This window comes from Bacillus sp. FDAARGOS_235 (genome assembly GCF_002073415.2).
In the GTDB taxonomy this organism is placed as follows: Bacteria; Bacillota; Bacilli; order Bacillales; family Bacillaceae_G; genus Bacillus_A; species Bacillus_A toyonensis.
Genome location: NZ_CP020437.2, coordinates 1,300,776 through 1,325,119 on the forward strand (window position 1 = coordinate 1,300,776; position 24,344 = coordinate 1,325,119).

General features: G+C 34.1%; 27 protein-coding genes and 1 pseudogene. 11 read left to right on the forward strand and 17 right to left on the reverse strand.

Annotated features, from left to right (window positions below; translation table 11 throughout):
- Positions 1–101: 101 nt before the first annotated feature.
- Positions 102–812: an SDR family NAD(P)-dependent oxidoreductase gene (locus tag A6J74_RS08240; protein ID WP_000759568.1), complete on the forward strand. Its 711-nt coding sequence runs from the start codon at positions 102–104 to the stop codon at positions 810–812.
- 16 nt (positions 813–828) lie between these two features.
- Positions 829–1,209: a MerR family transcriptional regulator gene (locus tag A6J74_RS08245; RefSeq protein ID WP_000291852.1), complete on the forward strand. Its 381-nt coding sequence runs from the start codon at positions 829–831 to the stop codon at positions 1,207–1,209.
- 40 nt (positions 1,210–1,249) lie between these two features.
- Here the strand turns inward: A6J74_RS08245 and nhaC are convergent, their stop codons facing one another.
- On the reverse strand, positions 1,250–2,653 hold the full coding sequence (gene nhaC, locus A6J74_RS08250) for a Na+/H+ antiporter NhaC (protein ID WP_000843971.1): 1,404 nt from the start codon (positions 2,651–2,653) through the stop codon (positions 1,250–1,252).
- 332 nt (positions 2,654–2,985) lie between these two features.
- Entirely contained in the window at positions 2,986–3,645 is a 660-nt protein-coding gene (locus A6J74_RS08255; RefSeq protein ID WP_001104663.1) for a class I SAM-dependent methyltransferase, read from the reverse strand.
- 305 nt (positions 3,646–3,950) lie between these two features.
- Between A6J74_RS08255 and A6J74_RS08260 the strand changes: the two genes are divergently transcribed.
- Positions 3,951–5,138 (forward strand): GTP-binding protein, encoded by a 1,188-nt coding sequence (locus tag A6J74_RS08260; RefSeq protein ID WP_000757683.1) that lies wholly within the window; start codon positions 3,951–3,953, stop codon positions 5,136–5,138.
- Positions 5,139–5,176: 38 nt separating this feature from the next.
- Here A6J74_RS08260 and A6J74_RS08265 read toward each other — a convergent pair whose 3' ends face one another.
- The gene (locus A6J74_RS08265; RefSeq protein ID WP_000879380.1) at positions 5,177–5,488 is read right to left on the reverse strand and encodes a DUF3784 domain-containing protein; all 312 of its coding nucleotides are present in this window, start codon (positions 5,486–5,488) and stop codon (positions 5,177–5,179) included.
- Positions 5,489–5,654: 166 nt separating this feature from the next.
- On the opposite strand from A6J74_RS08265, the gene A6J74_RS08270 reads away from it, so the two are divergent.
- Both A6J74_RS08270 and A6J74_RS08275 read left to right on the forward strand, forming a co-directional pair.
- Positions 5,655–6,620 carry a DMT family transporter gene (locus A6J74_RS08270; protein WP_000371442.1) on the forward strand — a complete coding sequence of 322 codons (966 nt, stop codon included), beginning with the start codon at positions 5,655–5,657 and terminating at the stop codon, positions 6,618–6,620.
- 16 nt (positions 6,621–6,636) lie between these two features.
- Complete coding sequence (locus A6J74_RS08275; protein ID WP_001145066.1) at positions 6,637–7,311, forward strand: GntR family transcriptional regulator; 675 nt, start codon at positions 6,637–6,639, stop codon at positions 7,309–7,311.
- A gap of 52 nt (positions 7,312–7,363) precedes the next feature.
- Here A6J74_RS08275 and fbpA read toward each other — a convergent pair whose 3' ends face one another.
- Positions 7,364–7,534, reverse strand: a complete 171-nt coding sequence (fbpA, locus tag A6J74_RS08280; RefSeq protein WP_000098300.1) for a Fur-regulated basic protein FbpA — start codon at positions 7,532–7,534, stop codon at positions 7,364–7,366.
- Positions 7,535–7,727: 193 nt separating this feature from the next.
- The gene (locus tag A6J74_RS08285; protein WP_000510056.1) at positions 7,728–8,627 is read right to left on the reverse strand and encodes a cation diffusion facilitator family transporter; all 900 of its coding nucleotides are present in this window, start codon (positions 8,625–8,627) and stop codon (positions 7,728–7,730) included.
- Positions 8,628–8,838: 211 nt separating this feature from the next.
- On the opposite strand from A6J74_RS08285, the gene A6J74_RS08290 reads away from it, so the two are divergent.
- Positions 8,839–9,912 (forward strand): WD40/YVTN/BNR-like repeat-containing protein, encoded by a 1,074-nt coding sequence (locus A6J74_RS08290; protein WP_000825308.1) that lies wholly within the window; start codon positions 8,839–8,841, stop codon positions 9,910–9,912.
- Between the two features lie 40 nt (positions 9,913–9,952).
- Here A6J74_RS08290 and A6J74_RS08295 read toward each other — a convergent pair whose 3' ends face one another.
- Both A6J74_RS08295 and A6J74_RS08300 read right to left on the reverse strand, forming a co-directional pair.
- Entirely contained in the window at positions 9,953–11,098 is a 1,146-nt protein-coding gene (locus tag A6J74_RS08295; protein ID WP_000653165.1) for a DUF4179 domain-containing protein, read from the reverse strand.
- On the reverse strand, positions 11,095–11,661 hold the full coding sequence (locus tag A6J74_RS08300) for a sigma-70 family RNA polymerase sigma factor (protein WP_000840025.1): 567 nt from the start codon (positions 11,659–11,661) through the stop codon (positions 11,095–11,097). The genes A6J74_RS08295 and A6J74_RS08300 overlap by 4 nt, the downstream gene beginning before the upstream one ends.
- A gap of 271 nt (positions 11,662–11,932) precedes the next feature.
- On the opposite strand from A6J74_RS08300, the gene asnB reads away from it, so the two are divergent.
- Entirely contained in the window at positions 11,933–13,756 is a 1,824-nt protein-coding gene (gene asnB / locus A6J74_RS08305; RefSeq protein WP_000333949.1) for an asparagine synthase (glutamine-hydrolyzing), read from the forward strand.
- Between the two features lie 45 nt (positions 13,757–13,801).
- Here asnB and A6J74_RS08310 read toward each other — a convergent pair whose 3' ends face one another.
- Positions 13,802–14,629: a PP2C family serine/threonine-protein phosphatase gene (locus tag A6J74_RS08310; RefSeq protein WP_002047737.1), complete on the reverse strand. Its 828-nt coding sequence runs from the start codon at positions 14,627–14,629 to the stop codon at positions 13,802–13,804.
- 124 nt (positions 14,630–14,753) lie between these two features.
- Here A6J74_RS08310 and A6J74_RS08315 point away from each other — a divergent pair, with 124 nt between their 5' ends.
- The 3 genes from A6J74_RS08315 to A6J74_RS08325 are packed head-to-tail and all read left to right on the forward strand — an operon-like array spanning position 14,754 to position 16,370.
- Positions 14,754–15,164: a MarR family winged helix-turn-helix transcriptional regulator gene (locus A6J74_RS08315; RefSeq protein WP_000651922.1), complete on the forward strand. Its 411-nt coding sequence runs from the start codon at positions 14,754–14,756 to the stop codon at positions 15,162–15,164.
- Entirely contained in the window at positions 15,148–15,477 is a 330-nt protein-coding gene (locus A6J74_RS08320; RefSeq protein ID WP_000545617.1) for a DUF3147 family protein, read from the forward strand. Before A6J74_RS08315 ends, A6J74_RS08320 begins: the two co-directional genes overlap by 17 nt.
- Positions 15,438–16,370, forward strand: a complete 933-nt coding sequence (locus A6J74_RS08325) for an alpha/beta fold hydrolase (protein WP_002105430.1) — start codon at positions 15,438–15,440, stop codon at positions 16,368–16,370. The genes A6J74_RS08320 and A6J74_RS08325 overlap by 40 nt, the downstream gene beginning before the upstream one ends.
- An 18-nt stretch (positions 16,371–16,388) precedes the next feature.
- On the opposite strand, the gene A6J74_RS08330 is transcribed toward A6J74_RS08325, so the two are convergent.
- The 6 genes and pseudogenes from A6J74_RS08330 to A6J74_RS08355 form a co-directional block, all read right to left on the reverse strand.
- On the reverse strand, positions 16,389–16,760 hold the full coding sequence (locus tag A6J74_RS08330; RefSeq protein WP_000461765.1) for a hypothetical protein: 372 nt from the start codon (positions 16,758–16,760) through the stop codon (positions 16,389–16,391).
- 89 nt (positions 16,761–16,849) lie between these two features.
- On the reverse strand, positions 16,850–17,425 hold the full coding sequence (locus A6J74_RS08335) for a histidine phosphatase family protein (RefSeq protein WP_000208273.1): 576 nt from the start codon (positions 17,423–17,425) through the stop codon (positions 16,850–16,852).
- 123 nt (positions 17,426–17,548) lie between these two features.
- A pseudogene (locus A6J74_RS08340) lies at positions 17,549–18,641 on the reverse strand (serine hydrolase).
- A gap of 248 nt (positions 18,642–18,889) precedes the next feature.
- A complete protein-coding gene (locus A6J74_RS08345; RefSeq protein WP_000107762.1) occupies positions 18,890–19,525 on the reverse strand; it encodes a cupin domain-containing protein in 636 nt (211 codons plus the stop codon).
- A gap of 162 nt (positions 19,526–19,687) precedes the next feature.
- Positions 19,688–19,849, reverse strand: coding sequence for a hypothetical protein (locus A6J74_RS08350; protein ID WP_000108701.1), 162 nt, complete (start codon positions 19,847–19,849; stop codon positions 19,688–19,690).
- Between the two features lie 65 nt (positions 19,850–19,914).
- Positions 19,915–20,031, reverse strand: coding sequence for a hypothetical protein (locus A6J74_RS08355; protein ID WP_001987133.1), 117 nt, complete (start codon positions 20,029–20,031; stop codon positions 19,915–19,917).
- 41 nt (positions 20,032–20,072) lie between these two features.
- On the opposite strand from A6J74_RS08355, the gene A6J74_RS08360 reads away from it, so the two are divergent.
- Positions 20,073–20,495, forward strand: a complete 423-nt coding sequence (locus A6J74_RS08360) for a YfmQ family protein (RefSeq protein ID WP_000214604.1) — start codon at positions 20,073–20,075, stop codon at positions 20,493–20,495.
- Positions 20,496–20,548: 53 nt separating this feature from the next.
- Here A6J74_RS08360 and A6J74_RS08365 read toward each other — a convergent pair whose 3' ends face one another.
- The 3 genes from A6J74_RS08365 to A6J74_RS08375 are packed head-to-tail and all read right to left on the reverse strand — an operon-like array spanning position 20,549 to position 24,332.
- Positions 20,549–21,382: a hypothetical protein gene (locus A6J74_RS08365; RefSeq protein ID WP_000755335.1), complete on the reverse strand. Its 834-nt coding sequence runs from the start codon at positions 21,380–21,382 to the stop codon at positions 20,549–20,551.
- A 20-nt stretch (positions 21,383–21,402) separates the two neighbouring features.
- Entirely contained in the window at positions 21,403–22,665 is a 1,263-nt protein-coding gene (locus tag A6J74_RS08370) for an MBL fold metallo-hydrolase (RefSeq protein WP_033658363.1), read from the reverse strand.
- Positions 22,662–24,332 (reverse strand): ABC transporter permease, encoded by a 1,671-nt coding sequence (locus tag A6J74_RS08375; RefSeq protein WP_000248157.1) that lies wholly within the window; start codon positions 24,330–24,332, stop codon positions 22,662–22,664. Before A6J74_RS08375 ends, A6J74_RS08370 begins: the two co-directional genes overlap by 4 nt.
- Positions 24,333–24,344 lie beyond the last annotated feature (12 nt).

Sequence of the window (24,344 nt, forward strand, 5' to 3'; positions counted from 1 at the left end):
TATTTGATATTTATTTTTTAAAATTCCTCTTGACCTAAACTTAAGTTTAGGCTGTATCCTTTCCATTGTGACCTACTAAAAAGATACTGGAGGAATTCAATATGAAAAAATACGCTTTTGTAACAGGTGCAAATAAAGGAATTGGATATGAACTCGTTCGCCAATTAGCAGAGAAAGGCTATCACGTATTTTTAGGTGCTCGCAATGAACAACTTGGTCAAGAAGCTGTGAAATCTTTAAATATTTCCAACGTTTCTTATGTTCAAGTAGATATTTCAAATTCACAATCCATTCAAAAAGCAATGAAAAAAATGTATGAAACGACTGATCACTTAGATTTACTAATCAATAACGCAGGTATAGCACTAGACTTCAATACGCTACCTAGCAAATTAAATATTGAAACTTTACGTCAAGGATTTGAAATTAACTTTTTTGGAACTTTCCAAATGATGCAAGCCTTTTTACCATCATTAAAGAAGTCAAACAACAGCAAAATAATAAATGTAACAACTGACATGGCTTCACAAACAATGTTCGCTAATGGTGAAACACATCCAATTAATGCTTTAGGATATAATTCTTCAAAAACAGCTATTAACGCTTTAACATTAGCTTTTAGCAAAGAATTTGGTACTAACGGTCCAGCAGTTTTCGGGGTAACACCTGGTTTTACAACTACCGACCTTAATGGAAATGCACCTGGTGGCCATACAACCAATGAAAGTGCTAAGATTATTATTAAATATGCATTAAGTGCAACAAACTATAATGGTAAAATATTAAATAAAAACGGAATTATACCCTGGTAACAAGAGGATGAATCGCATGTATTATACAATTGGTCAAGTCGCCAAAATGCACCACTTAACTATTTCTCAAATACATTATTACGATCGACAAGGACTGTTCCCTTTTCTTCAAAGAAATGAAAAAGGAGATCGAGTTTTTAACGAAGAAGCACTCAAATATTTAGAGATGATTTTATGTTTAAAAGAAACTGGTATGCCTATTCAAAAAATAAAACAATTTATTGACTGGTCCATGGATGGAGAATCTACTATCCTTCAACGATTAGAATTAATGAAACAACAAAAGATAAATGTTTTACAGCACATTCAAGATACTGAAAAGAACTTAAAAAAGATACAACAAAAAATCACTAAATATGAGCATGAAATAACCTCAATAGCTCAAAATACAAAATAAAAAAATCACCTTCTACAATGTGTAGAAGGTGATTTTTCATTTATGATGCTTGCTTTCCTTTATCCGCATCATCTACATACCAAATGAACTTGCCTGTATATCCGTAAATAACTGCTAAAATTAACGATACAAAACTTAACCACATAAATGGAATATATGATAACGTTGCTACCCCTAAAATACCAGCCATAAAAATACCATTATCCGACCATGGAACCATACCTGAAGTTAACGTTCCACCTACTTCTGAGTTACGTGCTAATACACGACGGTCTATTTTTAGTTTATCATAGCTATCTTCCATAATTTTCGGCGTTAAAATAAGTGATACGTACATCGCACAACCAAATACGTTCGCTAAAAATGCAACGATTAATGTAGACAACGTTACATTACCTGCAGAATTTAATTTCTTCTCAAATTTCGATACGATTACTTTAAGAACACCTAGCTTTTCAAGTAATCCACCAAAACCTAAGCCAAATATAATAACGGCTACTGAGCCAAGCATACCGTTAATTCCACCACGGTTTAATAACTTATCGACAAACTCAACACCAGATTGAATTGAGAATCCATTATAGGCTGTTCCAATTGCCTCCCCAAAGTTCATCCCTTGGAAAAGAGTTGCCCAAATTGCACCGATTAAAGCTCCCATTGCAATTGTTGGCATCGACGGTTTCTTCATTGCTAATAGAACGATAACAATGACCGCTGGAACAAGCATCCATATTTTAATATCAAATTGCTTTAATAAAGCTTCTTTTAAAAACTCTACTCGGTTCAAATCTACATTATCCCCGCCGTACATCCAGCCAGCTACAGTAAACATAATACTAGTAATAATATACGCTGGAACGTCTAATACAAGCATAGCTCGAACGTGAGCAATAACATCTACTTTGGCCATAGAAGCTGCAAGAACTGTACTATCAGAAAGTGGTGATAATTTATCTCCGAAATAAGCTCCCGAAAGAACTGCACCAGCAACAAGCGGCAGTGGTAATCCAAGCCCTTCACCAATCGCCATCATAGCTATACCAGCTGTTCCAACTGTTCCCCATGATGTTCCGGTCGCAATAGAAGTTATAGAACAAATAATTAAAGTTGCCAGTAAGAATATGCTTGGGTGGATAAATTCTAATCCATAATAAATTAATGTTGGTACAACCCCACCAGCAATCCATGTTCCAATTAAAGCCCCTACTGCAACTAAAATAAGAATAGCTTCTAATCCATTAGAAATTCCTTTTGTAATTGCATCTTGCAATTCTTGATAACGAAATCCTAACCTTAATCCAAGCGCAATAACTAAAAACCATGAAATAAACAGCGCTAATTGAATTGGGAGATCAAAAATCGTTTGGAAGGAAAAGACGACAGCAAGAAATAGCATTAAAAGAACGATAATTTCTGGTATCGATGGTAATCTTACACTTTTCATTTTTTTCTCTCCTTACAAGTCGATAACATGATGTATGTCGTCTTACATGTATGTAGTATACAATTAGCGAAGACAAAACAAAATTTTCATATTATTTCGATTTATTTTTCCAGTATAATATATTGGACACCTTTTCTATTGTAAAAGTAGATGTTACTTTTCGCAATGGAAAATATAAAAAATGTTACATTTTTATTTAGATAGAATAATCTAAGAATAACTTTTTTAATATTTGCCACAATAAGATTTTTTACTATTATCTTCACCTTTTAAGGACTACCATTTTTCTCCCAAAAAAAGCACACATCATTAAAATGATGCATGCTCCACTTTTATTTATACAAATTTTGTATTTCTTCTTTATTTTTAAGTATCTCCGAAAACTTATCACTACACCCTTTTGGAAATAATACTCCGAGTCCGTATGAATGTCCAAACTGAAAATGAGGGTGCTTCGCCTTGATCTCATCCCAAAACTTATACACGCCAAAATCACCACTTCTCACTTCAATATCATGAAATAATACAATACCGTTTTTGGAAACTTTAGGTAACCACGTTTTATAATCATGAGAAACAGCTTCATACGTATGATAGCCATCAATATGCAAAAGATTTATCGTTTCATCTTGAAACTGATCTATAGCATCATCAAAAGTAGACCGAATTAATTTTCCTATATTAAGGTAGTTAGCGCTCACAACTTTTTCTACTATTTGAAAAACCCCTTCTCCATATGGACCTGTATGCCCATCTCCAGCCCAGGTATCTACAGCAAAACATTTTGTAGTTAACCCACCATCTTTTACTCCCTGACAAAAACTGAAGAAGGAAGCACCTAGATGTGTACCTAACTCAACTAAAGTTGCTGGTTTTTCAAATCGTACTAAGTCATATGCGAAATTTAAATGCCCACTCCACGCAGATTGTGACCGAATAATAGGACTAAATTTTTCAAAGTCAAACGATGGTTTATGAGTAACCCAGTTCATTGCATATCTCCTTATACACATATTTTTAACAAACCAAATTACTCTTATCTTTATTTTTTTTTCATTGCGATTATGATTATATTTCATAAAAATATGCAGAATTTATTCTTTTGAAATTCAATTAAAGATTCATTGTCTCGCCTTCACTTTAAGCCGGATGATTGTCAAAATGATTCCTAATACAGCACAATTTTTATGGTATATCCCAACCTTAAATCGTAATCATTATGATTTATTATTGATTTTTCCTTTCCCATCATTTATTATAAAACGTAATGATTACGATTTGAAGGAGAGATTATTTCATGAAAAAAGTACCTATCACTGTATTAAGTGGTTTTTTAGGATCTGGAAAAACTACCTTACTACATCACATTTTGACTAATAAGAACAACTTAAAAGTAGCTGTTATCGTTAATGATATGAGCGAAGTAAACATTGATGCGTCCCTTATAAAAAAAGGTGGTTTTTCACGCACAGAGGAAAAACTAGTAGAAATTCAAAATGGTTGTATTTGTTGTACACTACGAGAAGATTTAATGATAGAAGTGAATCGTCTTGTTGAAAATGGTGATATTGACTATATAGTTATTGAATCTTCTGGTATAAGTGAGCCTATTCCAGTTGCCCAAACCTTTACTTATACAGATGAAGTTCTTAACATTGATTTAACGAAAAATTGTCACCTCGATACGATGGTTACAGTTGTAGATGCACATAGATTTTGGGATGATTTTGCAGATGGAGAAAGTTTGCTAGACCGAAAACAGGCAATCGATGAAACTGATACTCGGGAAGTTATTGATTTATTAATAGATCAAATTGAGTTTGCAAATGTAATTATTCTTAATAAGATAGACCTACTAGAAAAAGAAGATGTGATAGAACTCCATCATTTACTAAAGAAATTAAATCCTAGCGCCAAGGTTATTGAATCTTCATTTAGCAAAGTACCATTGCAAGAAGTTTTAAACACAAATTTATTTAATTATGAAGAGGCCAGTCAATCGGCTGGCTGGATGCAAGAATTAAATAGTGACCATCATACACCTGAAACGGAAGAATACGGTATTCATTCCTTTGTGTACCGTCGTAAATATCCTTTTCATCCTGAACGCTTTATGAATTGGCTAGAAAAATGGCCATTAGATGTTGTAAGAGCGAAAGGATTTTTCTGGCTCGCCTCTCGTAATACTATGATAGGGCTTCTATCACAAGCTGGTTCCTCTATTACAATTCAAGGTGCTGGTGAATGGATAGCGGCATTACCTGAGGCGGAAAAAAATCAAATCATTACAGAAGAACCAGAAGTATTGAAAAACTGGGATGAACAATATGGAGATCGAATAACTGAACTCGTATTTATCGGAATTGACATGGATCGTTCTTTAATTGAACAATCATTAGATAGTTGTCTATTAACAGAAAAAGAAATGAAACAAGATTGGAATAACTTTGTTGATCCTATTCCAGCTTTTACTTATACTTCATAACAAAGTGAAAAAAGGCTTCCGTAGCATGGAGCCTTTTTTCACTTTGTAGTACTCTTATTTAACATATTTGCTTTCATAAGAAACACCATTGTACCGAAAACAATTAAGGTAGCATATACGACACCAACTACATCACCTATTTTTTCTAAGCCAAACGGTAATAGTATAGTAGCAACTCCGACTATATAGGAAAATACTCCTGAAAGCTTCGCTAATTTATTTTTATCTCCAACAAACGTTTCTTCTTGATATCCTGCCAGCAAAAACAATCTCTTTTTCACATGTATTTGATACCCTAAAAAAATGATAAGTAATCCAACAAATAAACAAACCAAAAATCCTGCTAGCATTTCAATACCACCCTCTCTACAATATTTTACCACGTACAAAAAAAATTCGTCTCCATTATTAATAACTTTTCATCTAATTAGAAGTTTCAGTTTATTGATGCTCTTTTTTGTGATATATTGCATATTGTATCCAATATATATTTTTGGAAGGAGGATTATATGTCTTATGGATCCAAATCGATTAAAAGGAATTATAATGGTCATAATCGGTGCTTGTTTATGGGGCTTGTCCGGAACAGCTGCGCAACAACTTTTTCAATATGAAAATGTTTCAACCGAATGGTTAGTTACGATCCGTTTGCTTATATCTGGGGTTATTCTACTCATTATTTCATCATTCGGAACGAGAAAAAAAGAGATTTTTGCCATCTGGAAGCAAAAATCCGACGCTAGTAAAATGATTTTGTTCGGTCTTTTCGGCATGCTTGCTGTACAGTATACGTACTTCGCCTCTATTAAAGAAGGAAACGCTGCTGTTGCAACTTTGTTACAATATTTAGCCCCTATATTTATCACTGTATACTTACTTTTCAAATGGAACGTTCGTCCATCAAAAATTGATTATATTTCAATTACACTCTCATTAGTAGGGACTTTTCTCTTATTAACAAACGGGTCTATGCATAACTTAGCTGTATCTACACCAGCTATCATTTGGGGCATTTTATCTGGACTATCTCTTGCATTTTATAGTTTGTATTCAAAAAAATTGTTAGAAAAGTGGTCTTCATCTGTTATCGTTGGCTGGGGTATGATTATTGGGGGTATTGGTGTAACGATTTTACACTTTGTTTCCACAAACGAATTCATTTTATTATCCACTATAAAGTATGTAAAACTAAGTACCCTCCCGCTCATTACATTTGTAGTCATTTTCGGGACACTCATAGCATTTTATTTGTACTTAGATAGTATAAGATACCTTACGCCGAAAGAAACAACGTTATTTGGTTGTACAGAGCCGCTCGCAGCTATTATTTCTTCCGTACTTATTTTGCACGTACCGTTTCAATCTTTTCAGTTATTAGGTGCTTTTTGTGTCATTGTAATGGTGCTTATATTAAGCCAAAAGCCGGATGAAGGAAAACCGAAGCTAAAACTTATGAGTAGAAAAAAACAAAACATACAATGAAAGGATTGAATTATTTATGCCTGTCCCTCAAAATTATAAAAAACCTGGAAGAGTTTCCGCAAAGTCACTCGTTTTAACCCAACTACAAGATTGGATTATAGAAGGTGTATTACAACCAGATGAAAAAATTAATGATGGGGAATTGGCGGAAGCACTAGGTGTAAGCAGAACACCAGTTAGAGAAGCTTTACAAATTTTAGAGCTTTCTGGGCTAGTAGAAATGATTCCCGGTCAAAAAACGAAAATTGCTCCTATTAAATTAGAAGACGTATCTATCATTTATGAGACGCTGGCCGGTCTTCACTCAATTATAGGAAAACAAGCACTTCAAAAAGTTACAGATGCTGATATTAAACTACTTTCCGAGATAAATGATACTTTTCAACAATCTATACATGAAAAAGATTCAAAAAAAGCTTTAAAACTAGATATACAATTTCACAATACAATTACTTCTATTGCTAAAAACCGATATATTGAACCTTTTCTAGAAAATATGCAGCTTCACGTTTTACGACTTGAATATTTGTTTTTCCAAAACTTTGTGCCTGCAAGTCAATCTATTAAAGAACATCACTCTATCATTCAAGCACTTCAAAAGCAGGACGAAAAACAAATGGAACAAATGATGGCTCAAAACTGGCTCCGTCCCATGAAAGAAATACAAAAAATGATTTCTATGAAAGAATAAAAAAGCTGGTTACACAAAAGTGTAACCAGCTCCCTCTTTACTAATCTATATGCTATGCCTGAATATTCGCGTAATCTTCAATATCTTCGTACTCTTTTTCCAATTCCTCTAAAGATAGCTCGTATAATTGTCTGTCGCGAATCTTAAACACCCCTGCTCCAATTAACTCATCAATTAAATGCCTCTTACGATTTTCAACAGCAAAACGGAGTTGACTACTCATCTTTTAAAAAACTCCTTTCTACGATCATTGAAAATGATAATCTTTATCAATTACCACTTTTGATTATAAAAGATGATTCTTAATAAGTAAAGTAATCTTATGAAATATTTACCTTACAAAGTATTTGTGGCCACATTATATATATGTATGCCCTGCGAAAAATGTTATGACACTTTTTCTGATCCTTTTTCTTTCATACTTTGCAAGTTGTCTCGCTATGATAAAACTCACCTTCCATTTCTACTTGGATGGTGACATGTTCTACATGAAACTTCTCCTTTAATACATCCGTAGCCTCTTTTAATACACTTTGCGTTTCATTACCTTTTATAATTAGGTGGCAAGTTAATACTTGAAAATCCGATGTGACAGACCATATGTGCAAATCATGAACTTCTTTTACAATCGCAATCGTTAATAATGTATTTTTCACCTCATCCATATCTATGTGCTGCGGTGCACCTTCCATTAATATATGGACTGTATCACGTGTTACACGCCACCCACTAATAACGACTAAAATAGACACAAGAATACTAGCAATTGCGTCTGCAACATTCCATCCGAAAAATTTAATAAGTAACGCAGCAATAATCGCTCCAACTGACCCTAATAGATCACCTAGTACGTGTAAGAAAGCACTTCTTAAGTTCAAATTACCTTTCACATCTCCGCCTCTCATTAATATCCAAGCTGATAAAATATTAATAAGCAAACCAAGTACAGCAATAATGAGCATCCCATTACTAGCAATCTCAACTGGTTCTTTAAAACGACGAATTGCTTCAATAAAAATGTATATAGAAATGACGATAAGAACGACACCGTTACATAATGCCGCTAACATTTCGACGCGCTTATACCCGTATGTTTTTGCAGTCGTCGCTACTTTTTCTCCAAGCTTAAACGCAAGTAAACTTAAAGCCAAGGATACTGCATCACTTAACATATGCCCCGCGTCAGATAATAGTGCTAAACTATTTGTTACAAATCCGCCAATAACTTCAGCAACCATAAAGCTTGTTGTTAGTAAGAATGCAAGTAGTAACGCCTTTTTATTTTTAGAATGCCCGTGATCATGTGAATGTCCCATACTTATACTCCTTTAAGTGCCATACCTGTATGTTAGTATGAAACAAACTCCCCATCTTTATCCCGAATTGACCGCCCGTAAACCCCGCTTCCTCTGTATACACACTTCGCTACTTTTTAAACAATCCCTTTTTCTCAAATAAAAACAAGACTACTTCTTTTTTATTTTCATATTGTTTACTATTGAAAGAAATTTTAAGGAGGTTACGAAAATGAAACGTTTATTTCTCTGTATGGAGCGTGAACTTGTTGTAGTGAAAGAACAAGATGGTAACTACGAAACGACTTGTCACTTGCAAAATATGCAACCTACCTGTATTGCCGTTGATCCGTTCCAACAAAATCGTATATATTGCGGAACATTTGGACGAGGTTTATGGTTAAGCGACGATGGCGGAGATTCGTGGAGACCAATTGGGGATTCCTATCGCTACTTTGATTTCCCTAAAGAAGATGGTATTTTACACTCCTCTATCACTTCTATAACGATAAGCCCTAATGAACAAGTTAACGAATATGGAGTCGTTTATGTAGGGACTGAACCGAGCGCTTTATTCCGTTCAGAAAACGGTGGTGAAACGTGGACGGAACTTAAAAATATGAAATCATTATTATCTTCTTATACGTGGGCTTTCCCGCCTAGACCTTTTACCCATCACGTACGCTGGATCACAGTTGATCCAAACAATCCAAATACAATTCACGTTTCAATCGAAGCTGGTGCTGTTATTCAAAGTAACGATAAAGGGCATACATGGATTGATAAAAAATTCGGTGCTCCTATCGACGCCCATCAATTACTCATGCACCCCGAAGCCCCCAATCGCCTTTATGCATCATGTGGTGACGGATTTATGGGCGGACCTGATCGTGCCTATCTTGAAAGTTATAACAGTGGAAACAGCTGGATCTCATGTAGTGAAGGACTTGAGCATCATTATTTATACAGCATGGCTATCGATCCAGCTGATTGCGATACTGTTCTCGTTTCTGCTGCGCCAAGTGCCGATCTCGCTCATCACCGTATTCCTTATGAATCTTATATATATCGAAAAACGAAAGATACTCCTTTTGAGCAAGTACAGCAAGGACTACCGTCTGCAATCGGTACAGTCATTTCGATGTTTGCGACAAATCCAGCAGAACCACATACGTTTTACACTTTAAATAACAATGGCGTCTTTCAATCCAATGATAGCGGCGAATCGTGGGAACAACTAAACATTCCGTGGAAAGATGAGTATAAAACGCAGCATCCGCATGCTTTACTCATAACTAGTTTTTAACGAAAAAGAGACTGCCTAATGTTTTTAGGCAGTCTCTCTTTTATTTCTTTAAATCAATTACAATATCATCTAACACAATACCCTTATTGCCTCCCAGTTTTCGAGACACGAAACTCTCCTTTACTTGTCCTCCAACTATTGTTACCGAACCATAATTTTCAGGAGTGTGAATTCTTAAATTAACGTGAGGCGTTATTATTAGCTTGGTTGCATTCTCATTGAGTTGTTGGAATGTTTTACTCCAATTAAAATTATAAGAATTCTCACCTGAGCCTCCATTTCCTTCCCCAGAATACTGATTACCTAAATCATCCCTCACTTCTAAATCGATATCCACTCCATCCCATACACCCCTTATTTCTTGAGATACTTCTTGATTGTAGTATAAAATAAACGACATTGGTGTTATTTCCATTCTCTCCATATTTACTTTTACACCATCTTTTTCTGTACTACCTCTAATCAATTGCTCCTTATTTTCTATTCCTCTTAGATTAATATTAAAATTCCAATCCCCTTTTATCGTTTCTTCTGTTTCTAAAATGTCTATACTTTTTATACTCCATTCAATGTTCACTGTAGTTTCTTTACTACTAACTAGATCGCTGCTTGTTTTTATTAAACCTGTATATTTTCTATCAGCGACTTTAGTAATTTCATTGCTTCCTGATTGGGCACCTGCTCCTTTAATAGTTAAAAAATCCAATGTACTTGGATTTTTGCCTAAATCTCTGTTACTTTCTATAGAGTAGTTTATTGATACTGTCTTCCCATCGAAAATCGCATCATTTACCGTTATCTTAATTCCATTGCTTTCTTTTATCATATTTAGTACTATAGCGTATTGTTTATAATTATTATGAAGCTCCGCCGTCTTCTCTACGTCAGCTTTATAATTTTCATATAACCCTGTTCTACCATTATCTAAAAATCGGAATATGTCCCCTACTATTGGTAGTCCTCCAGCGTATGTAGGAAATCCGATGCCAAGCATGGCAACCGATACGCCGACTAAAATAGATGCTGCAGCAACACCTTTTTTCCAACTTTTCATCTTTTTCTTCGTACGTATCGACTGTTTTAAGTTACGCTTCACTTTTTCTTTTTCAATTTCAGAAGTCCCAATTTCCTCAAGTTCTTTTTCATCTATATCAATATCATTTAATAGTTCATAAATATCTTTCATATTGCACTACCTCCAAAACTAATATTCGTAGCATTTTGTTGTAGTTTCTTTTTCCCACGGTACACGCGATTATCGATCGCTGCCCGAGTTAACCCTAACTTGTCTCCTATTTCTTCTGTCTTCATACCGAGAAGATATTTCATAATGAATACTTTTTGATCTAACGGTTCCAATTGATTAATAAGATTCAATAATTCTTCCCTATCTTCCATAACGATTAATTCGTCTTCTGCCGATTTTTTGGTACTAATATGAAACTCATCTGAAATGATTTCTACTTTTTTATTCGCTTTTCGGTAATAATCAATTGCTTTAAACTTTGCAATTGCCGCAATCCATTTTTTAAAGTCACTCGGCTCTCCATGAAATTTATTTGCGTTATTCCAAATGGAAAGAAATATATCATTTATGCATTCCTCCATCAATCCATCATTTTGAACTGGAAGAAGAACTTTATGCGTGATCCCCTTTATGAGTGGTAAGTATGTATCAACAACAAATTCTAAGGCATCTTCTTTTTGCCGCTGTAATCTTTTTATAAAATTTTTCTCATTTGATTTCATGTAGCGATTCCCCTTATTTTTTTGTAAAAGCTTTTACACCCTATATAACGTCCTGAAAAATGTTTTCTCTCATCTTTTTTATTATTTTTTTATGTAATGGAATACTTTTCCTCAGCCATTGTCTCATATAACTTTGCATTTGAAGAAAATTTTCTCAAGTCTACAGTTTAATTCATGTAGTACACTATTTATGTAGTCATTCTTTAACTTAGTGTACATTTTATTTTGTTAATCTACTTTTAATTATTTTAAATTAGGAGATGAGATGTGTATGTGTGGAATTACAGGCTGGGTAGATTGGAAGAAGGACCTTTCCAATGAACATGTTGTTTTAGAAAAGATGGCGAATAGCATTGAGCATCGTGGTCCGGATGCTGAAGGATTTTGGTTTTCACCTAGAGCGGCTTTTGCACACCGGCGATTAATTGTAATTGATCCAGAAGGCGGGACACAACCAAAAACATTCCGTGCTGGTGATTATACGTATGCTCTTACTTATAATGGAGAAATTTATAATTTCCGTGAGCTGAGAGAGCAACTTCAAAAATGTGGACATGCATTTGAAACTCATTCAGATACAGAAGTGTTACTACATGCTTATTTAGAATGGAAAGAAGACTGCGTACAACATTTAAATGGAATTTTCGCTTTCGCCTTATGGGATGATCAGAAACAACAATTATTTTTAGCACGCGATCATTTAGGTGTAAAACCACTTTTTTATACAGAAAGAAATGACAGTATTATTTTCGGTTCTGAAATTAAAGCATTATTAGCGCATCCATCTGTCCCTGCTGAAATTGATGCGGATGGAATAAATGAAATATTTGGATTAGGGTTATTTCGAACTCCAGGATGTGGTGTGTTTAAGCATATTCAAGAAGTACGTGCTGGACATTCTATAACATTTACACGTGATAAAAAAGTAGTTACGAAGTATTGGAACTTAGAAAGTAAGATCCATACAGACTCTATAGAAGATACATCTTCTCATATTTTATCTATTTTACAAGATACAGTAAAAAGACAATTAATTGCCGATGTTCCACTCGTTTGTATGTTATCAGGCGGATTAGATTCTAGTGGTATTACTGCACTTGCGGGGAAAGAATTTGCAGAGGAACACAAAACACTTCACACATATTCAATCGACTTTTTAAATAGCGCGAAAGATTTCGAACTGACATTTGCTCGAACTGGTCTAGATGCTCCTTGGGTAAAACGTGTTTCTGAACATGTAGGGACGTCGCATCATGACATTATTGTGAATGCTGAAGAATTAGCAAATCACTTATTCGTTCCCCTTCATGCGAAAGACTTACCAAGTGCAGGCGAAATGGAAACTTCACTATATTTACTATTTTGCGAAATGAAAAAAGATGCAACTGTAGCTTTATCCGGGGAATCTGCCGATGAAGTATTCGGTGGGTATCCTTGGTTTCATCAAGAAGAACTATTATATGTAGATAAGTTTCCATGGTTAACAAACTGGAAAAACACATCTTCTCTATTATTAAACGACGTATCAAAGCAATGTAATCCTGAGCATTATATTCATACACGATTCCATGAAGCTGTTCTTGAAGTACCTACTCTTAAAGGGGAAAGTAAAAAATCCGCGAAACAACGCCAAATGTTTTATTTATTTTTAACGAGATTTCTCCCGTTCTTACTTGATCGTAAAGACCGTATGAGTATGGCTGTAGGATTTGAAGTTCGTGTACCGTTTTGTGATTATAGATTAGTTGAATATTTATGGAACGTTCCTTTCAACATAAAAAGTATTGATAATATTGAAAAAGGCATTTTACGTAGAGCACTAAAACCAGCTTTACCTGACGATATACGAAATAGAAGAAAAAGCGCTTATCCAACTTCACAAGACCCACACTACTTACAAACAATTCGTAATTTAACACTTGATATGTGTAGTAATAAAAACAATCCTATTTTCTCACTCATTAACCATTCCATTCTACTTTCAATTGCTAATCAAAGTAATAAAGAGATTAACACTTTTGAAGCGAGGAGTGCTATGGAGTATATGCTACAAGTAAATGAATGGTTGAAAACGTATCATATTCATATTGCTTAACAAAAAGGAGTTCAAGGACAACAAACCTTGAACTCCTTTTTGTTATTAATTAGCGCATTGTTTATTTTCAGTATCGATAGACCATCCGATAATCGTGGCACAATCTCTACCTTTCCACTGCAGTACATTTGTTAATACCGGCTCAATTTGTAAGCTATTTCCGTCGTGTAATATTTCTACTAAAGATTGATCATCATCAAACCTTCGTTTATCACACTCTAAAATACCGTCCGTTGCCATTACAATGTGATTCGTACCTTTTTCTAATCCCCTCACACCTGAAGTAAAACAAGGTGTATTTGCTGCGAAAATATTTTTCCTGCCAATATATTCGTAATTCTTCCGTTTATTTAATCGTCCTTTTCCATTCTTCGTTTGCTCAGAATGGAATAAGTATGCGAAACAATCACCAACTGATAGCCAATATAAAAACTCGCCTTTTCGCAAACAAATTAAACATGCAAGTTCTTCATCATTTTGATCACATTTTTCAATAAATAACTCATCTGTGAATAACGCTAATAAGTACATATGTGTATGATGAAAAGCTAAATGTATTGGGTATGAAAATAATTCTTTTAGTTTCTCTTTTCTTTCTGAAATTGCTTCTATTATATAATGGATATTTTTCGTTTTATGATGTGTATCAAAAATCATAACAAATTCAAATTGTAATTCAGGATCCCACCAAGCAAGCACCGCATCTCCTCTTTCATATGCATCACTTTCTTGGTTTCCACCGTATACGCCGACTGAAAGAGGACCACATTTTTCAACATGTATTTCATCTACATACATCTGTTCATGACTAATCCATTTAAATGTATTCACAGCTATCATCCTCTCTCTTGCTAAATGTATACCTTTACACATAGATTACCTTATATTTCAATAAAAATAAACTTTTTCAATATTTTTTATCCAAATAAAAGGATTTTATTTCTGCATTAACGAATATATCTTATTATACGATATAAAAATAGGGGGATTTATTATTATGAAAGACATCAATCAACATTGGGAGAGCATTTATTATCACTTACGATGTGAATATGAGGACAATCTTTCCCACCAAGCAATTCGTATTTTACAAATTGTTTCCCGTGAGAAAAATATAACAATTGGAAAAGTTGCTTCTGAGCTTAGTCTCTCTCATAACACAGCATCTGAACACGTAAAGCGCCTTATTCAAAAGGATTTCCTCCTTAAAGAGAGAAATAAACAAGATGAAAGGGTCGTAAATCTTACATTAACAACCGAAGGAATGGAAGTATTAGAAAAGCATACTTTACTAGATAAAGAAAAGATAAAAATATTAGAAGCACAGTTATCAAAAGAAGAACAACAATTAATTGAAAAAGCCTTTTCTTTATTAGCGAAGGAGGCAAAATATGCATTTCCTCGTTAAAGTTATCGTTTCGGCACTTATTATCGGTATCATTACTGAAGTCGCTAAACATTATAGTACGATAGGCGGCTTTATCGCTGCCCTTCCTCTTGTAAGTTTACTTAGTCTATTTTGGATTTCTTTCGAAGGCGGTAACAAACAAGAATTGAGTCAATTTGCTTTAGGTGTATTATATGGATTTCCTGCATCAGCACTACTACTATTTATCGTCTATATTAGTTTAAAAAATTCATTTGCACTTAGTACATCTGTCCTACTCGGTATAGGTGCTTGGTGTATCGTTTTTGCTTGCCAAAAATTATTTCAAACTTAGGAGGAATTATTATTCATAAATTTGTAGAGATATTGGGACAAAATATAGAAGTATATATAAAAGGAAGTAGTAAACAAACTATAGTCATTCAAACTGGAATGACTTGCTCCTTTTATGATTGGCTTCCCATTATGAAAAAGCTTTCCGAGCACTTTACAGTCGTTTCATACCATCGCCCAGGTTACGGAAAAAGTGAGTTGGGAATGTATCCGCGTACTACGATACAAGTAGCAAAAGAACTACATATGTTACTAGACAAACTATATATTCATGAGCCAATCATTCTAATCGGTCATTCCTATGGAGGATTATGTGCACAACATTTTACGATGTTACATGAAGATAGGCTACAAGCACTTCTTTTAGTTGATTCTACTTCCATAAACTTACACCGATTAGACGAACTTCATTTACCGATTTCTGATCAAACTGATTCTGATGATATGTGGCTTCAAAAATATAATACGTACTCCAAAATGGATGTCGACACACTTTATAATGAACAAAAACCTATGCTCGTCAACAAACCAAAACATTATATAGAATTCTCCACATCACCCTCATTATATAAAGCGACGGTTTCTGAACTATCCAAGTGGAAAAACTGTGCTCGTTCAATAAAAGAGCTAGATATAATATTAGAAATACCATTAATCGTTATCGGTAGAGATCCTCATTATTCTATTACTCAAATGATTGAGGGCGGCATGCCAAAAGAGGAAGCAACACAACTTGAATCGACGTGGCAAAAACTAATTCGTGAACAATTTCACCTCTCTATAAACAGTCAATATATTCTAGCTGAACATGCTAGTCACGGAATAGAAAATGATCGACCAGATATTATCATTGAAGCTATTCACTCATTACACACAAAAAAAGGAAGCAACTAAAGCTGCTTCCTTACTTATCTATTCATAATCTTCTTCATCATCAATTTCTTCGTAATACGAATACCCATTGCTTACATATATAGGACCATTCGCAACATCAATACGTAGTACCCATGCCCATGGCACAGCTAAACGTTTATGTAATGCTCGCCAAAAGTTCATCGATTTTCTTTCATACTCCTGGAACTCCTGAAGTAACTCTTTATAGGAGGAACCGTCTAACTGAATATTTGCTTCTAACAAACGAGAATGGGCACAGTACTGTAACTCTAGCTCAGCAGCAATTTCCATTTCTTCTTCCGTTGCCATACCAATAATTGTTCCATCTGCTGGTGCAATTTCATATACGTTGTGAACTTCAATAAGCCCTTCTTTCTCTTTCTCAAACATGTAAACAGCCTCCTTTAACATATATTTTTTATGTTACAAAGTCATACTTCTACAATAACTTCTCTCTTTCCTCTTTTTTTGATAAACTTTTACAAAATATTTATCCGATGACCTGCTTCCTCTATTCTTTCAGCAGAAATGAAACGATTATTATCAAAAGTTAATTTGTACACGTCAGGCATTTGAATTGTTTTCCAAAACTGAAAATCATATTTCGAATCAAAATAATTCATAAGTAACACCATAATATTCCCATGAGTACCTATTACAATATTCTTCCCTTTATATTTTTCCAATATATTTTGCATGCATAATATAGCACGCTTTTGTGCTACATCATTTGATTCTCCGCCTTCATATGCAAAAGTCCAATCTTCCCACACATTCTCAATGGCATCATTAAAATCTTCTAGTGGCTCTGAACTTAATAACCTTTCCCGTAAATCTTCTTCTATTTGTATCGATACATTATATGTATTCGCAATTCCTTGTACAGTTTGAATTGCTCTTTTGTACGGGCTAGAGATCACAACATCAATATGTCCATCTTTTAATAAGCGTGTTACATTTTCTGCATCACAGTGTCCCTTTTCAGATAAAGGCCGTTCACGTTCTTCTTTTGTATATGTTGAGTGGGCATGGCGAACGAAATATATTGTCGTCATTTTTCAACTTCCTTTCTTATTTTCAATCTATATTCAATGGCATAATTAGAAAATCCTGTATCATTTATAGAAAAGAGTGCTTTTTAAAAAGCACTCTTTTGTTTACATAATAAAATTATTTCATTATAATTTATTTCTAAATTCCTTACTTGTTATAAAATCTTGAATAAAATAATCTATGTTATTTCTAAGTTTTTGATATGCAACTTGATCATCTATATCGTTAAACATAATTACAACTTCCACCTTATTGCCGTTTTTATCCGTAGTATACAAACTTTTTGTCAATACGAATGCGGTAGAACCACCCTTTTGTCCAGCATATTCAAACTTACTATTTTTAACTGTTCCGTTAAAAACATTCTCAATTTCATCTTGCATTGATTTTGGAAAATAATTTCTACTATTTATTTTCCCCATTATACTCATATAATCTTTAGCGTTTGCACCCACTAATCGATCTGACCAAATTCGCTGAAATTCCATATCTACCTTTAATGGGATATCCCGTTTTTTCCATTCTTCTTCATCTTTCATCCATTCATGTATTTGTAACACATGTTTATTATACTCATCCTTTGACATGTTACGTATCGTTTCTAAAGATTGATTTTCTGGCTCATGAAGCTCTTTTTCTACATACCCTCTCATATATAGTGAAGCAGTATACGAAGAGAACTTGTCATGACTAGTAAGCTCTAACTCTTTTATACTTTCATTTACTCTTTCTATTCCAAGCTTTTCTAACAAATATGTTGTATTTGCATTCGAACTATAATGAATCATCCCTTTAGCGACTTCTTCCAAAGCGATTTGTCCATTTTCACTAACTCTCTCGCTTTAGCATCTTCTAACCAGTTAGGATGCGCTCCACCATCAGTGTTTTTAACGTAATATTTTTCTAGCTCCTGCAATGAAATTTGTTCATCTCGACTTATTTTCCCTTCTGATACTTGCTTAGCAAATTCAACTGCTATTACGATTTTCGCCGTACTCGCCAATGGTAATTTTTTATTTGCATTTATAGAAGTTAATACTTCTCCATTTCTTTTAATAAATAATGAACATGTTTCATCGTCTTTATGTTCTTTTATGTACTTTAATACGTAATCAGGATCTTCTTTTGACAAATAGTACTTCTCATAATGACAAAGAAAGCTATAACAGCTACTAGAATCACTCCTGCAACAATTCCTATAATCTTAAATATGTTCACAATATACCCCCTCTAATAAAGTGAAACTATAATCAGTGGGGTTCTTCATCCCCCACTGATTATTAGTTAAACCAATCGACGTTTACGGGCAGCCCGACTCTCACCTAACATCTTCGCTCCAGCCGAATTTTAAGGTGGGAGTTTTACTGCCCGTCAATGCCAGATACATTCCCTTCTATATAATTATTATAACGAATTTAATTACAAAATTATACAAAACAGAATAACTCTTCCTAAAAAAGAAAGAGTTACTCTATTTCACATGAAGTTATTTGTCCATTTAACGTAACGACTATATTTGAGTCGTCACTTTCTTTAACATCTTTTAGCCGTTTGGAGTTAGGTGGACCAATTACAACTGACTCCTTAATTGGCGAAAGGTCCTTCTCTAATTTCTCTGCACTTACACCGTATGCAGCTTGAAATACTTCTGGTGGTGTTAATCTAAGTATGTCTGATCCTTCTGCTGTTTCAAACTGATCGTTATTGAAGAACAAATGTAATTGTACTTCTTCTGTTATGGCTGTGATCCAATGCCACCATCCCATTGGAATAAAGACTGTTTGCCCCGCTTTTACATGATAATTTTGCAATTGATTCGTTTCAGGATTTAAAATGGATGTAACTGCTTCTCCTGATACAACAACATCTAATTCCCATGCATTCGGATGCCAATGCGGTTCTCGCATATGTCCCTTCGTCATAAATAAATCAACAAATGCTCCTCCAATCATTGCTGGTAACTGCGTTGAAGTAACTTCATATGCAACGTTTTTCTCATCCCTTTTAAAAAAGACATTTTTTCTTGAATCAAAGAAAAGGTTTGGAGTTCCTGAGCTTTTCTTTAAATTTTTATTATCTGGAACATAACCTGACGTACTCATATCATCCCTCTTTTCCGCTCCTAACATTTTGTACTTAACGATGTATCGTATGGAAAAAATAGATGATATGTGCCTATTCAGCACATAATAAAAAAACATGCTTTCATTAGGAAAACATGTTTTGTGATAGCCTTCACATTGTTTAGTTAAATAATAACTCTTTTACTTACCATGATGTAACATTAAATCACTAAGTTCTTCTTCAATGTGATTTAATTTCGCAACGCCTTCTTTCCATTTATGAATATAACGTGAAACTCCAACGAAAAATAAAACAATAATTGTAGAAAGAATAATACCATACACGATTGCTACAGTACTCATAGTTACACTTCCTTATAATTAGTAATGTGGTTATTAGTTATATTTTTATTATAAACCTTTTTCTTTTAAAATACTTCGATTTCAACTTTTTGTAACAAAATTGATTTTTCTAACATTTCGTTCGTAAAAATGGCATATTTTTCACAAATTATACAAAACTTCACCATATGTACTATTACCATATGAGTTATATTATTAAATAGAATAAAGGGGATGATATACTATGACGACTTGGTTTATTGTAATGTTAGTTGTATTTGGGGCATTTAAAATTATCGTTTCTAGCCTTCCTAACACTGTTATTGAATCCATTATTAGCAAGTACGAAACACATCCACAACTTGAAGAAGAGAATGTGACTGTTACTATTAATGGGAAGAGCGTAGAAGACGAAAAAAAGTCTCAAATCATTCATGATTTTAATGAAGGTTTATTTTTAGATCGCTATTATGCACCGCCTCACAATGAAGGCACTCCTTTAATTATTAATGCAAAACGTGGCAAAAAGGATTTTACATTTTATATTTATAGTCACGAGGAGCATGTTGATGTTGTAAAACAACATAAAAAGAAGGTAGTTGCTTATAGTTTACGCTCTAAAAATCTTCAAAATAGTGATATGTTCGTGTCAGCTGACTTAGCTTAATACTCATATATTAGAAAAAGGAATCCACGAAATATGGATTCCTTTTTTCTCATTTACTGAAAAATAAGCTCTGTCTTCAAACTATCTTTCGGTAACAACCATCCTTTTTTCTCTATACTCGCCATTAATAATTCTCTTTGTTTTGTCGCAATAATTTCCTCATTTGTTTTAAACGACACTTCTATTACGAAGTCATCTTCTATCTTCCCAGTATTACTTAATGGCCAAATTTCAATATTCGTTTTTATATTTTCAAATTCACCTGTATACCGTTTCATTAATACAGGACCGTATATGTGAGAACCCCTTAACATCTCTTCTCCCCAATTCGTATACAACCATTTGTTCATTTTCCCTGGTAACTTTTCTATTAACATATTTTGAGAAGCATGTTCATTTGGTAAATCAAGTACCCCATATCTTTTAGCACTGTAACTTTTCTTATTTGAAATACTTAACGTTTTCTTCCCAAATCCCCAATCTACTTCCGCCTCATAACTATCAGTTTTACTATCAAATCCTTCTTTTTTAGCTACTTCTAGTGCATCTTGAATTACACCATTTTGAATAGGATATCTTTTTTTATATGTTAGCTCAAAATCTTTACTAAATTCTTTCTTTCGAATTCTCGCAAACCAACCTTCGTTACTTAAACTTTTATTCGCCGTATCTAAAAATTGCACTTGTATTCTTTCATAATTTGTACCAACCTGGAAATGTTCTAGTACCTCTTGCTTCATCTCTTTGTTATAACCTAATACTTGTTCTGGCTTTAATAATAACTTCACTTCAAAACTAGGTTTCATTGGACTAGCAGCAAACCCTTCCATCACGTTATAAAGGAAACAACAAAAGAAAATGCTTACGAATACAAATACTTTTTTCATATACCTATCCCCTTTACATTTTAAATGACTTCTATACGTTCCATTGCAAGTGAATATATATTTTCATATCCTGCTGTACTTAGCTTTTGTTGTAATCGATCCGTATCCTCTTTATGAGCGTGCACTAACAAAGTATGTTCCGGTAATAATATATTTAACATGGCCTTAACATCACCCATACTTTGATGAACCTTATACGGAACTCGATTCACCCTACATGTATTCCTTACATGCTCTTTCATAACTTTTTCTGCAAAACTCTCTTTCGCAATATGTCCTGTAAAAATAATGGAATTCCGTTCTTCATGCCGAAGTTGTTCATAGTATAACTGTGCGCGTTTCGTTTGCATATTCGCATCACTCATTACAACTATTCCGTAACTATTTTGTATACTAATGTCATGATCCATAACGATTATGTTTCTTTTTAAACTCTCCATAACCCATTGAAGTTCTTCATTATTTCTTATCCAATCTTTATATAGGAACATCTCTTCAAATCCAGCCAAAATTTCTTTATCTACTATAAGCGGAAATTCTTTATATCGTTCATATAAATACAATACTATATCTTGCGCCCTACCAAGTTGCGGCAGCGGTAGTAATGCTATTCCTTTATTTTTCATAACTCGTTCAATTTCTGCACATAGATCATCTAATCTTTCATTTTGCGAAACATCATCAGTATGGTAAGCGGCATCTACAATTGCAATTTTTATATTGCTTCGCAACTTCTCAGGTAAATTAGCTCGTAGTATATTAGATTCTGCGGAATAATCACCAGAATAAAATACGTATGTATTACACATATCCACTAAAAACCAAACCGCTCCTAATACATGCCCACTATACCCCCATTGAAACCGCAATGTAGGAGTAATCTGTATCCATTCATTTGGATTACTAATCTCATCAATACATACATAATTTAAATCTTTTATATTTTGATCGTTATAAGGTACATTCCACCCTTGCGAAAGATTGTAGTTTCTCCATTTTTCAAAATAAGCTGGAAGTTGTTCCTTTGTATAACGAGTTGTCCAAATTTTTTTCTTATATCCATACTTCGCTAATAAAGGTAAACCCATCGTATGATCTTCATGAATATGCGATAAAAATACCGCCTCTAAAAATGGAACGACTTCTCTTTCTATTTTTGGATAACTATCTTCATACGATCGATTAATACCACAATCAAATACGATTTTTGTCTCTTTATTTTTTACAAAATAGCAGGAACGACCGTACTCTCCTGCTCCTCCCCATACTTCTACCCTCATCATGCGACCCCTTTTCTTTTTTGCTCCATATGTTGCAGAAGTAATAAGCATAGTGTTGTAAGTCCAACAGAAACAACTGCCATCGCCATTCCTATAGATACTTCCCCCTGTTCAAATTGAGCAAAAATAAACGTTGCTGACGTTTCTACTGATGGAGGTAATACGAGAAGCGATGCTACTAACTCTCGTATTGAAATCGTAAATGTCATCGCCCATCCAGCGAGAATGCCAGGAATAATAAGAGGCAATATTATTTTCCTAAAAATATAAATATAATTCCCGGAAAAAATACTTCCTGCCTGCACAAGAGAGTCATCAATTTGTCCGAGCGATGATTTTACATACTGCACTGTATAAGGTAAAAAAAGAACAACATACGTTACGATAACCATAACAGGTGTATTGTAAATGGACATAGGCATATATGGTGAATTCCAAAATAAAATAAGACCTACAACCATCACTATTCCTGGTACCATATTCGGTAACATACCGCACATATCAAGCCATTTTTCAGAAGACTTCTTCCCCTTTCGAATCATAAGTGCTAAAAAGACTCCAATCATTACAGCAACAACCGCTGTTACGAGCGAAAAAAGAAAACTGTTCCATAAAGCTTCTAATCCTGGAGAACCCATTGTAAACAATGCTTCATAATGACTTATTGTAAAGTTATTTACATGTAATCCACCACCTCTTAATTTCGACAATGAAGCAATTAGTATAGAAAAGTATGGGATACCAATTGATACGATTAGCAAACTAATCACATAAACCCATGCTACAACGCGCGCAAATATAGACAAAGTATACCTTTTAGATTTCACACCTTTTCCACTAACCATTGCATATGAATACTTTCGATTCAATACATTTTGCATATACCAAATGAGCATACATGCACTAAGTAATAAAGAAGATAATGCTGTTGCACTACTAAAATCAATCGGCCAACTCGAAATAAATTTATGGATTTCTGATGTTAACACGTGGAATCCTATTCTACGCCCAAATGTAGCTGGTGTTCCAAATTCAGCAATCGTCTTTACGAAAATGAGTAAAGCACCCATGACATAGCTTGATACTAATAACGGCAATATTATTTTTCGTAAACGATAGAAAAAGCTCCCACCATGAACTGCTGCCGCTTCTTCTTTACTACTCCCAATCTGAAGTAACGTGTTTTTCAACATGAAATAAAGGAATGGGAATAAATGCAGACTCATAATTAAGACCATACCTCCTAAACTAAAAAACGATGATGAAATCGTCTTTAGCATCGGAAAAAATTGTTCAAAATAGCCCTTAGGTTGCATGAACAAAATCCATCCCATCGATCCGATATAAGGCGGGGTCATAAATGGAATCATAAAAACAATATCTAACTTACTATACTTTCCTACATCTGTTTTACTCATAATGAACGCCAATGGAAATGCAAATATTGTAGCTCCTATTACAACGAGTACACCTAGCAGCATCGAATTCAGAAAAATCCCAGCTAATCCGCCACTCTGCATGACTTCAAAAGGCTTTAAAAAATTCCAACTGCTATTTTCATATACACTAGAAAATAAAATGAGAAAAAGCGGAATGACGATTAACATCGCCACAAGTAACAACGCTACTGTCATTCCAACTTGTCTTACTGACACGAATCGATTTACCATGTAATCACCATC

Coding starts and splice junctions, on each gene's coding strand:
- nhaC (WP_000843971.1), bottom strand. CDS start 2,653: ATGAAAAGTGTAAGATTACCATCGATACCAGAAATTATCGTTCTTTTA.
- asnB (WP_000333949.1), top strand. CDS start 11,933: ATGTGTGGAATTACAGGCTGGGTAGATTGGAAGAAGGACCTTTCCAAT.
- A6J74_RS08315 (WP_000651922.1), top strand. CDS start 14,754: ATGAAAGACATCAATCAACATTGGGAGAGCATTTATTATCACTTACGA.
- A6J74_RS08245 (WP_000291852.1), top strand. CDS start 829: ATGTATTATACAATTGGTCAAGTCGCCAAAATGCACCACTTAACTATT.
- A6J74_RS08260 (WP_000757683.1), top strand. CDS start 3,951: ATGAAAAAAGTACCTATCACTGTATTAAGTGGTTTTTTAGGATCTGGA.
- A6J74_RS08350 (WP_000108701.1), bottom strand. CDS start 19,849: ATGAGTACTGTAGCAATCGTGTATGGTATTATTCTTTCTACAATTATT.
- A6J74_RS08375 (WP_000248157.1), bottom strand. CDS start 24,332: ATGGTAAATCGATTCGTGTCAGTAAGACAAGTTGGAATGACAGTAGCG.
- A6J74_RS08270 (WP_000371442.1), top strand. CDS start 5,655: ATGGATCCAAATCGATTAAAAGGAATTATAATGGTCATAATCGGTGCT.
- A6J74_RS08275 (WP_001145066.1), top strand. CDS start 6,637: ATGCCTGTCCCTCAAAATTATAAAAAACCTGGAAGAGTTTCCGCAAAG.
- A6J74_RS08370 (WP_033658363.1), bottom strand. CDS start 22,665: ATGATGAGGGTAGAAGTATGGGGAGGAGCAGGAGAGTACGGTCGTTCC.
- A6J74_RS08360 (WP_000214604.1), top strand. CDS start 20,073: ATGACGACTTGGTTTATTGTAATGTTAGTTGTATTTGGGGCATTTAAA.
- A6J74_RS08255 (WP_001104663.1), bottom strand. CDS start 3,645: ATGAACTGGGTTACTCATAAACCATCGTTTGACTTTGAAAAATTTAGT.
- A6J74_RS08265 (WP_000879380.1), bottom strand. CDS start 5,488: ATGCTAGCAGGATTTTTGGTTTGTTTATTTGTTGGATTACTTATCATT.
- A6J74_RS08240 (WP_000759568.1), top strand. CDS start 102: ATGAAAAAATACGCTTTTGTAACAGGTGCAAATAAAGGAATTGGATAT.
- fbpA (WP_000098300.1), bottom strand. CDS start 7,534: ATGAGTAGTCAACTCCGTTTTGCTGTTGAAAATCGTAAGAGGCATTTA.
- A6J74_RS08295 (WP_000653165.1), bottom strand. CDS start 11,098: ATGAAAGATATTTATGAACTATTAAATGATATTGATATAGATGAAAAA.
- A6J74_RS08330 (WP_000461765.1), bottom strand. CDS start 16,760: ATGTTTGAGAAAGAGAAAGAAGGGCTTATTGAAGTTCACAACGTATAT.
- A6J74_RS08365 (WP_000755335.1), bottom strand. CDS start 21,382: ATGAAAAAAGTATTTGTATTCGTAAGCATTTTCTTTTGTTGTTTCCTT.
- A6J74_RS08290 (WP_000825308.1), top strand. CDS start 8,839: ATGAAACGTTTATTTCTCTGTATGGAGCGTGAACTTGTTGTAGTGAAA.
- A6J74_RS08285 (WP_000510056.1), bottom strand. CDS start 8,627: ATGGGACATTCACATGATCACGGGCATTCTAAAAATAAAAAGGCGTTA.
- A6J74_RS08345 (WP_000107762.1), bottom strand. CDS start 19,525: ATGAGTACGTCAGGTTATGTTCCAGATAATAAAAATTTAAAGAAAAGC.
- A6J74_RS08335 (WP_000208273.1), bottom strand. CDS start 17,425: ATGACGACAATATATTTCGTTCGCCATGCCCACTCAACATATACAAAA.
- A6J74_RS08355 (WP_001987133.1), bottom strand. CDS start 20,031: ATGGTAATAGTACATATGGTGAAGTTTTGTATAATTTGTGAAAAATAT.
- A6J74_RS08310 (WP_002047737.1), bottom strand. CDS start 14,629: ATGTGTAAAGGTATACATTTAGCAAGAGAGAGGATGATAGCTGTGAAT.
- A6J74_RS08320 (WP_000545617.1), top strand. CDS start 15,148: ATGCATTTCCTCGTTAAAGTTATCGTTTCGGCACTTATTATCGGTATC.
- A6J74_RS08300 (WP_000840025.1), bottom strand. CDS start 11,661: ATGAAATCAAATGAGAAAAATTTTATAAAAAGATTACAGCGGCAAAAA.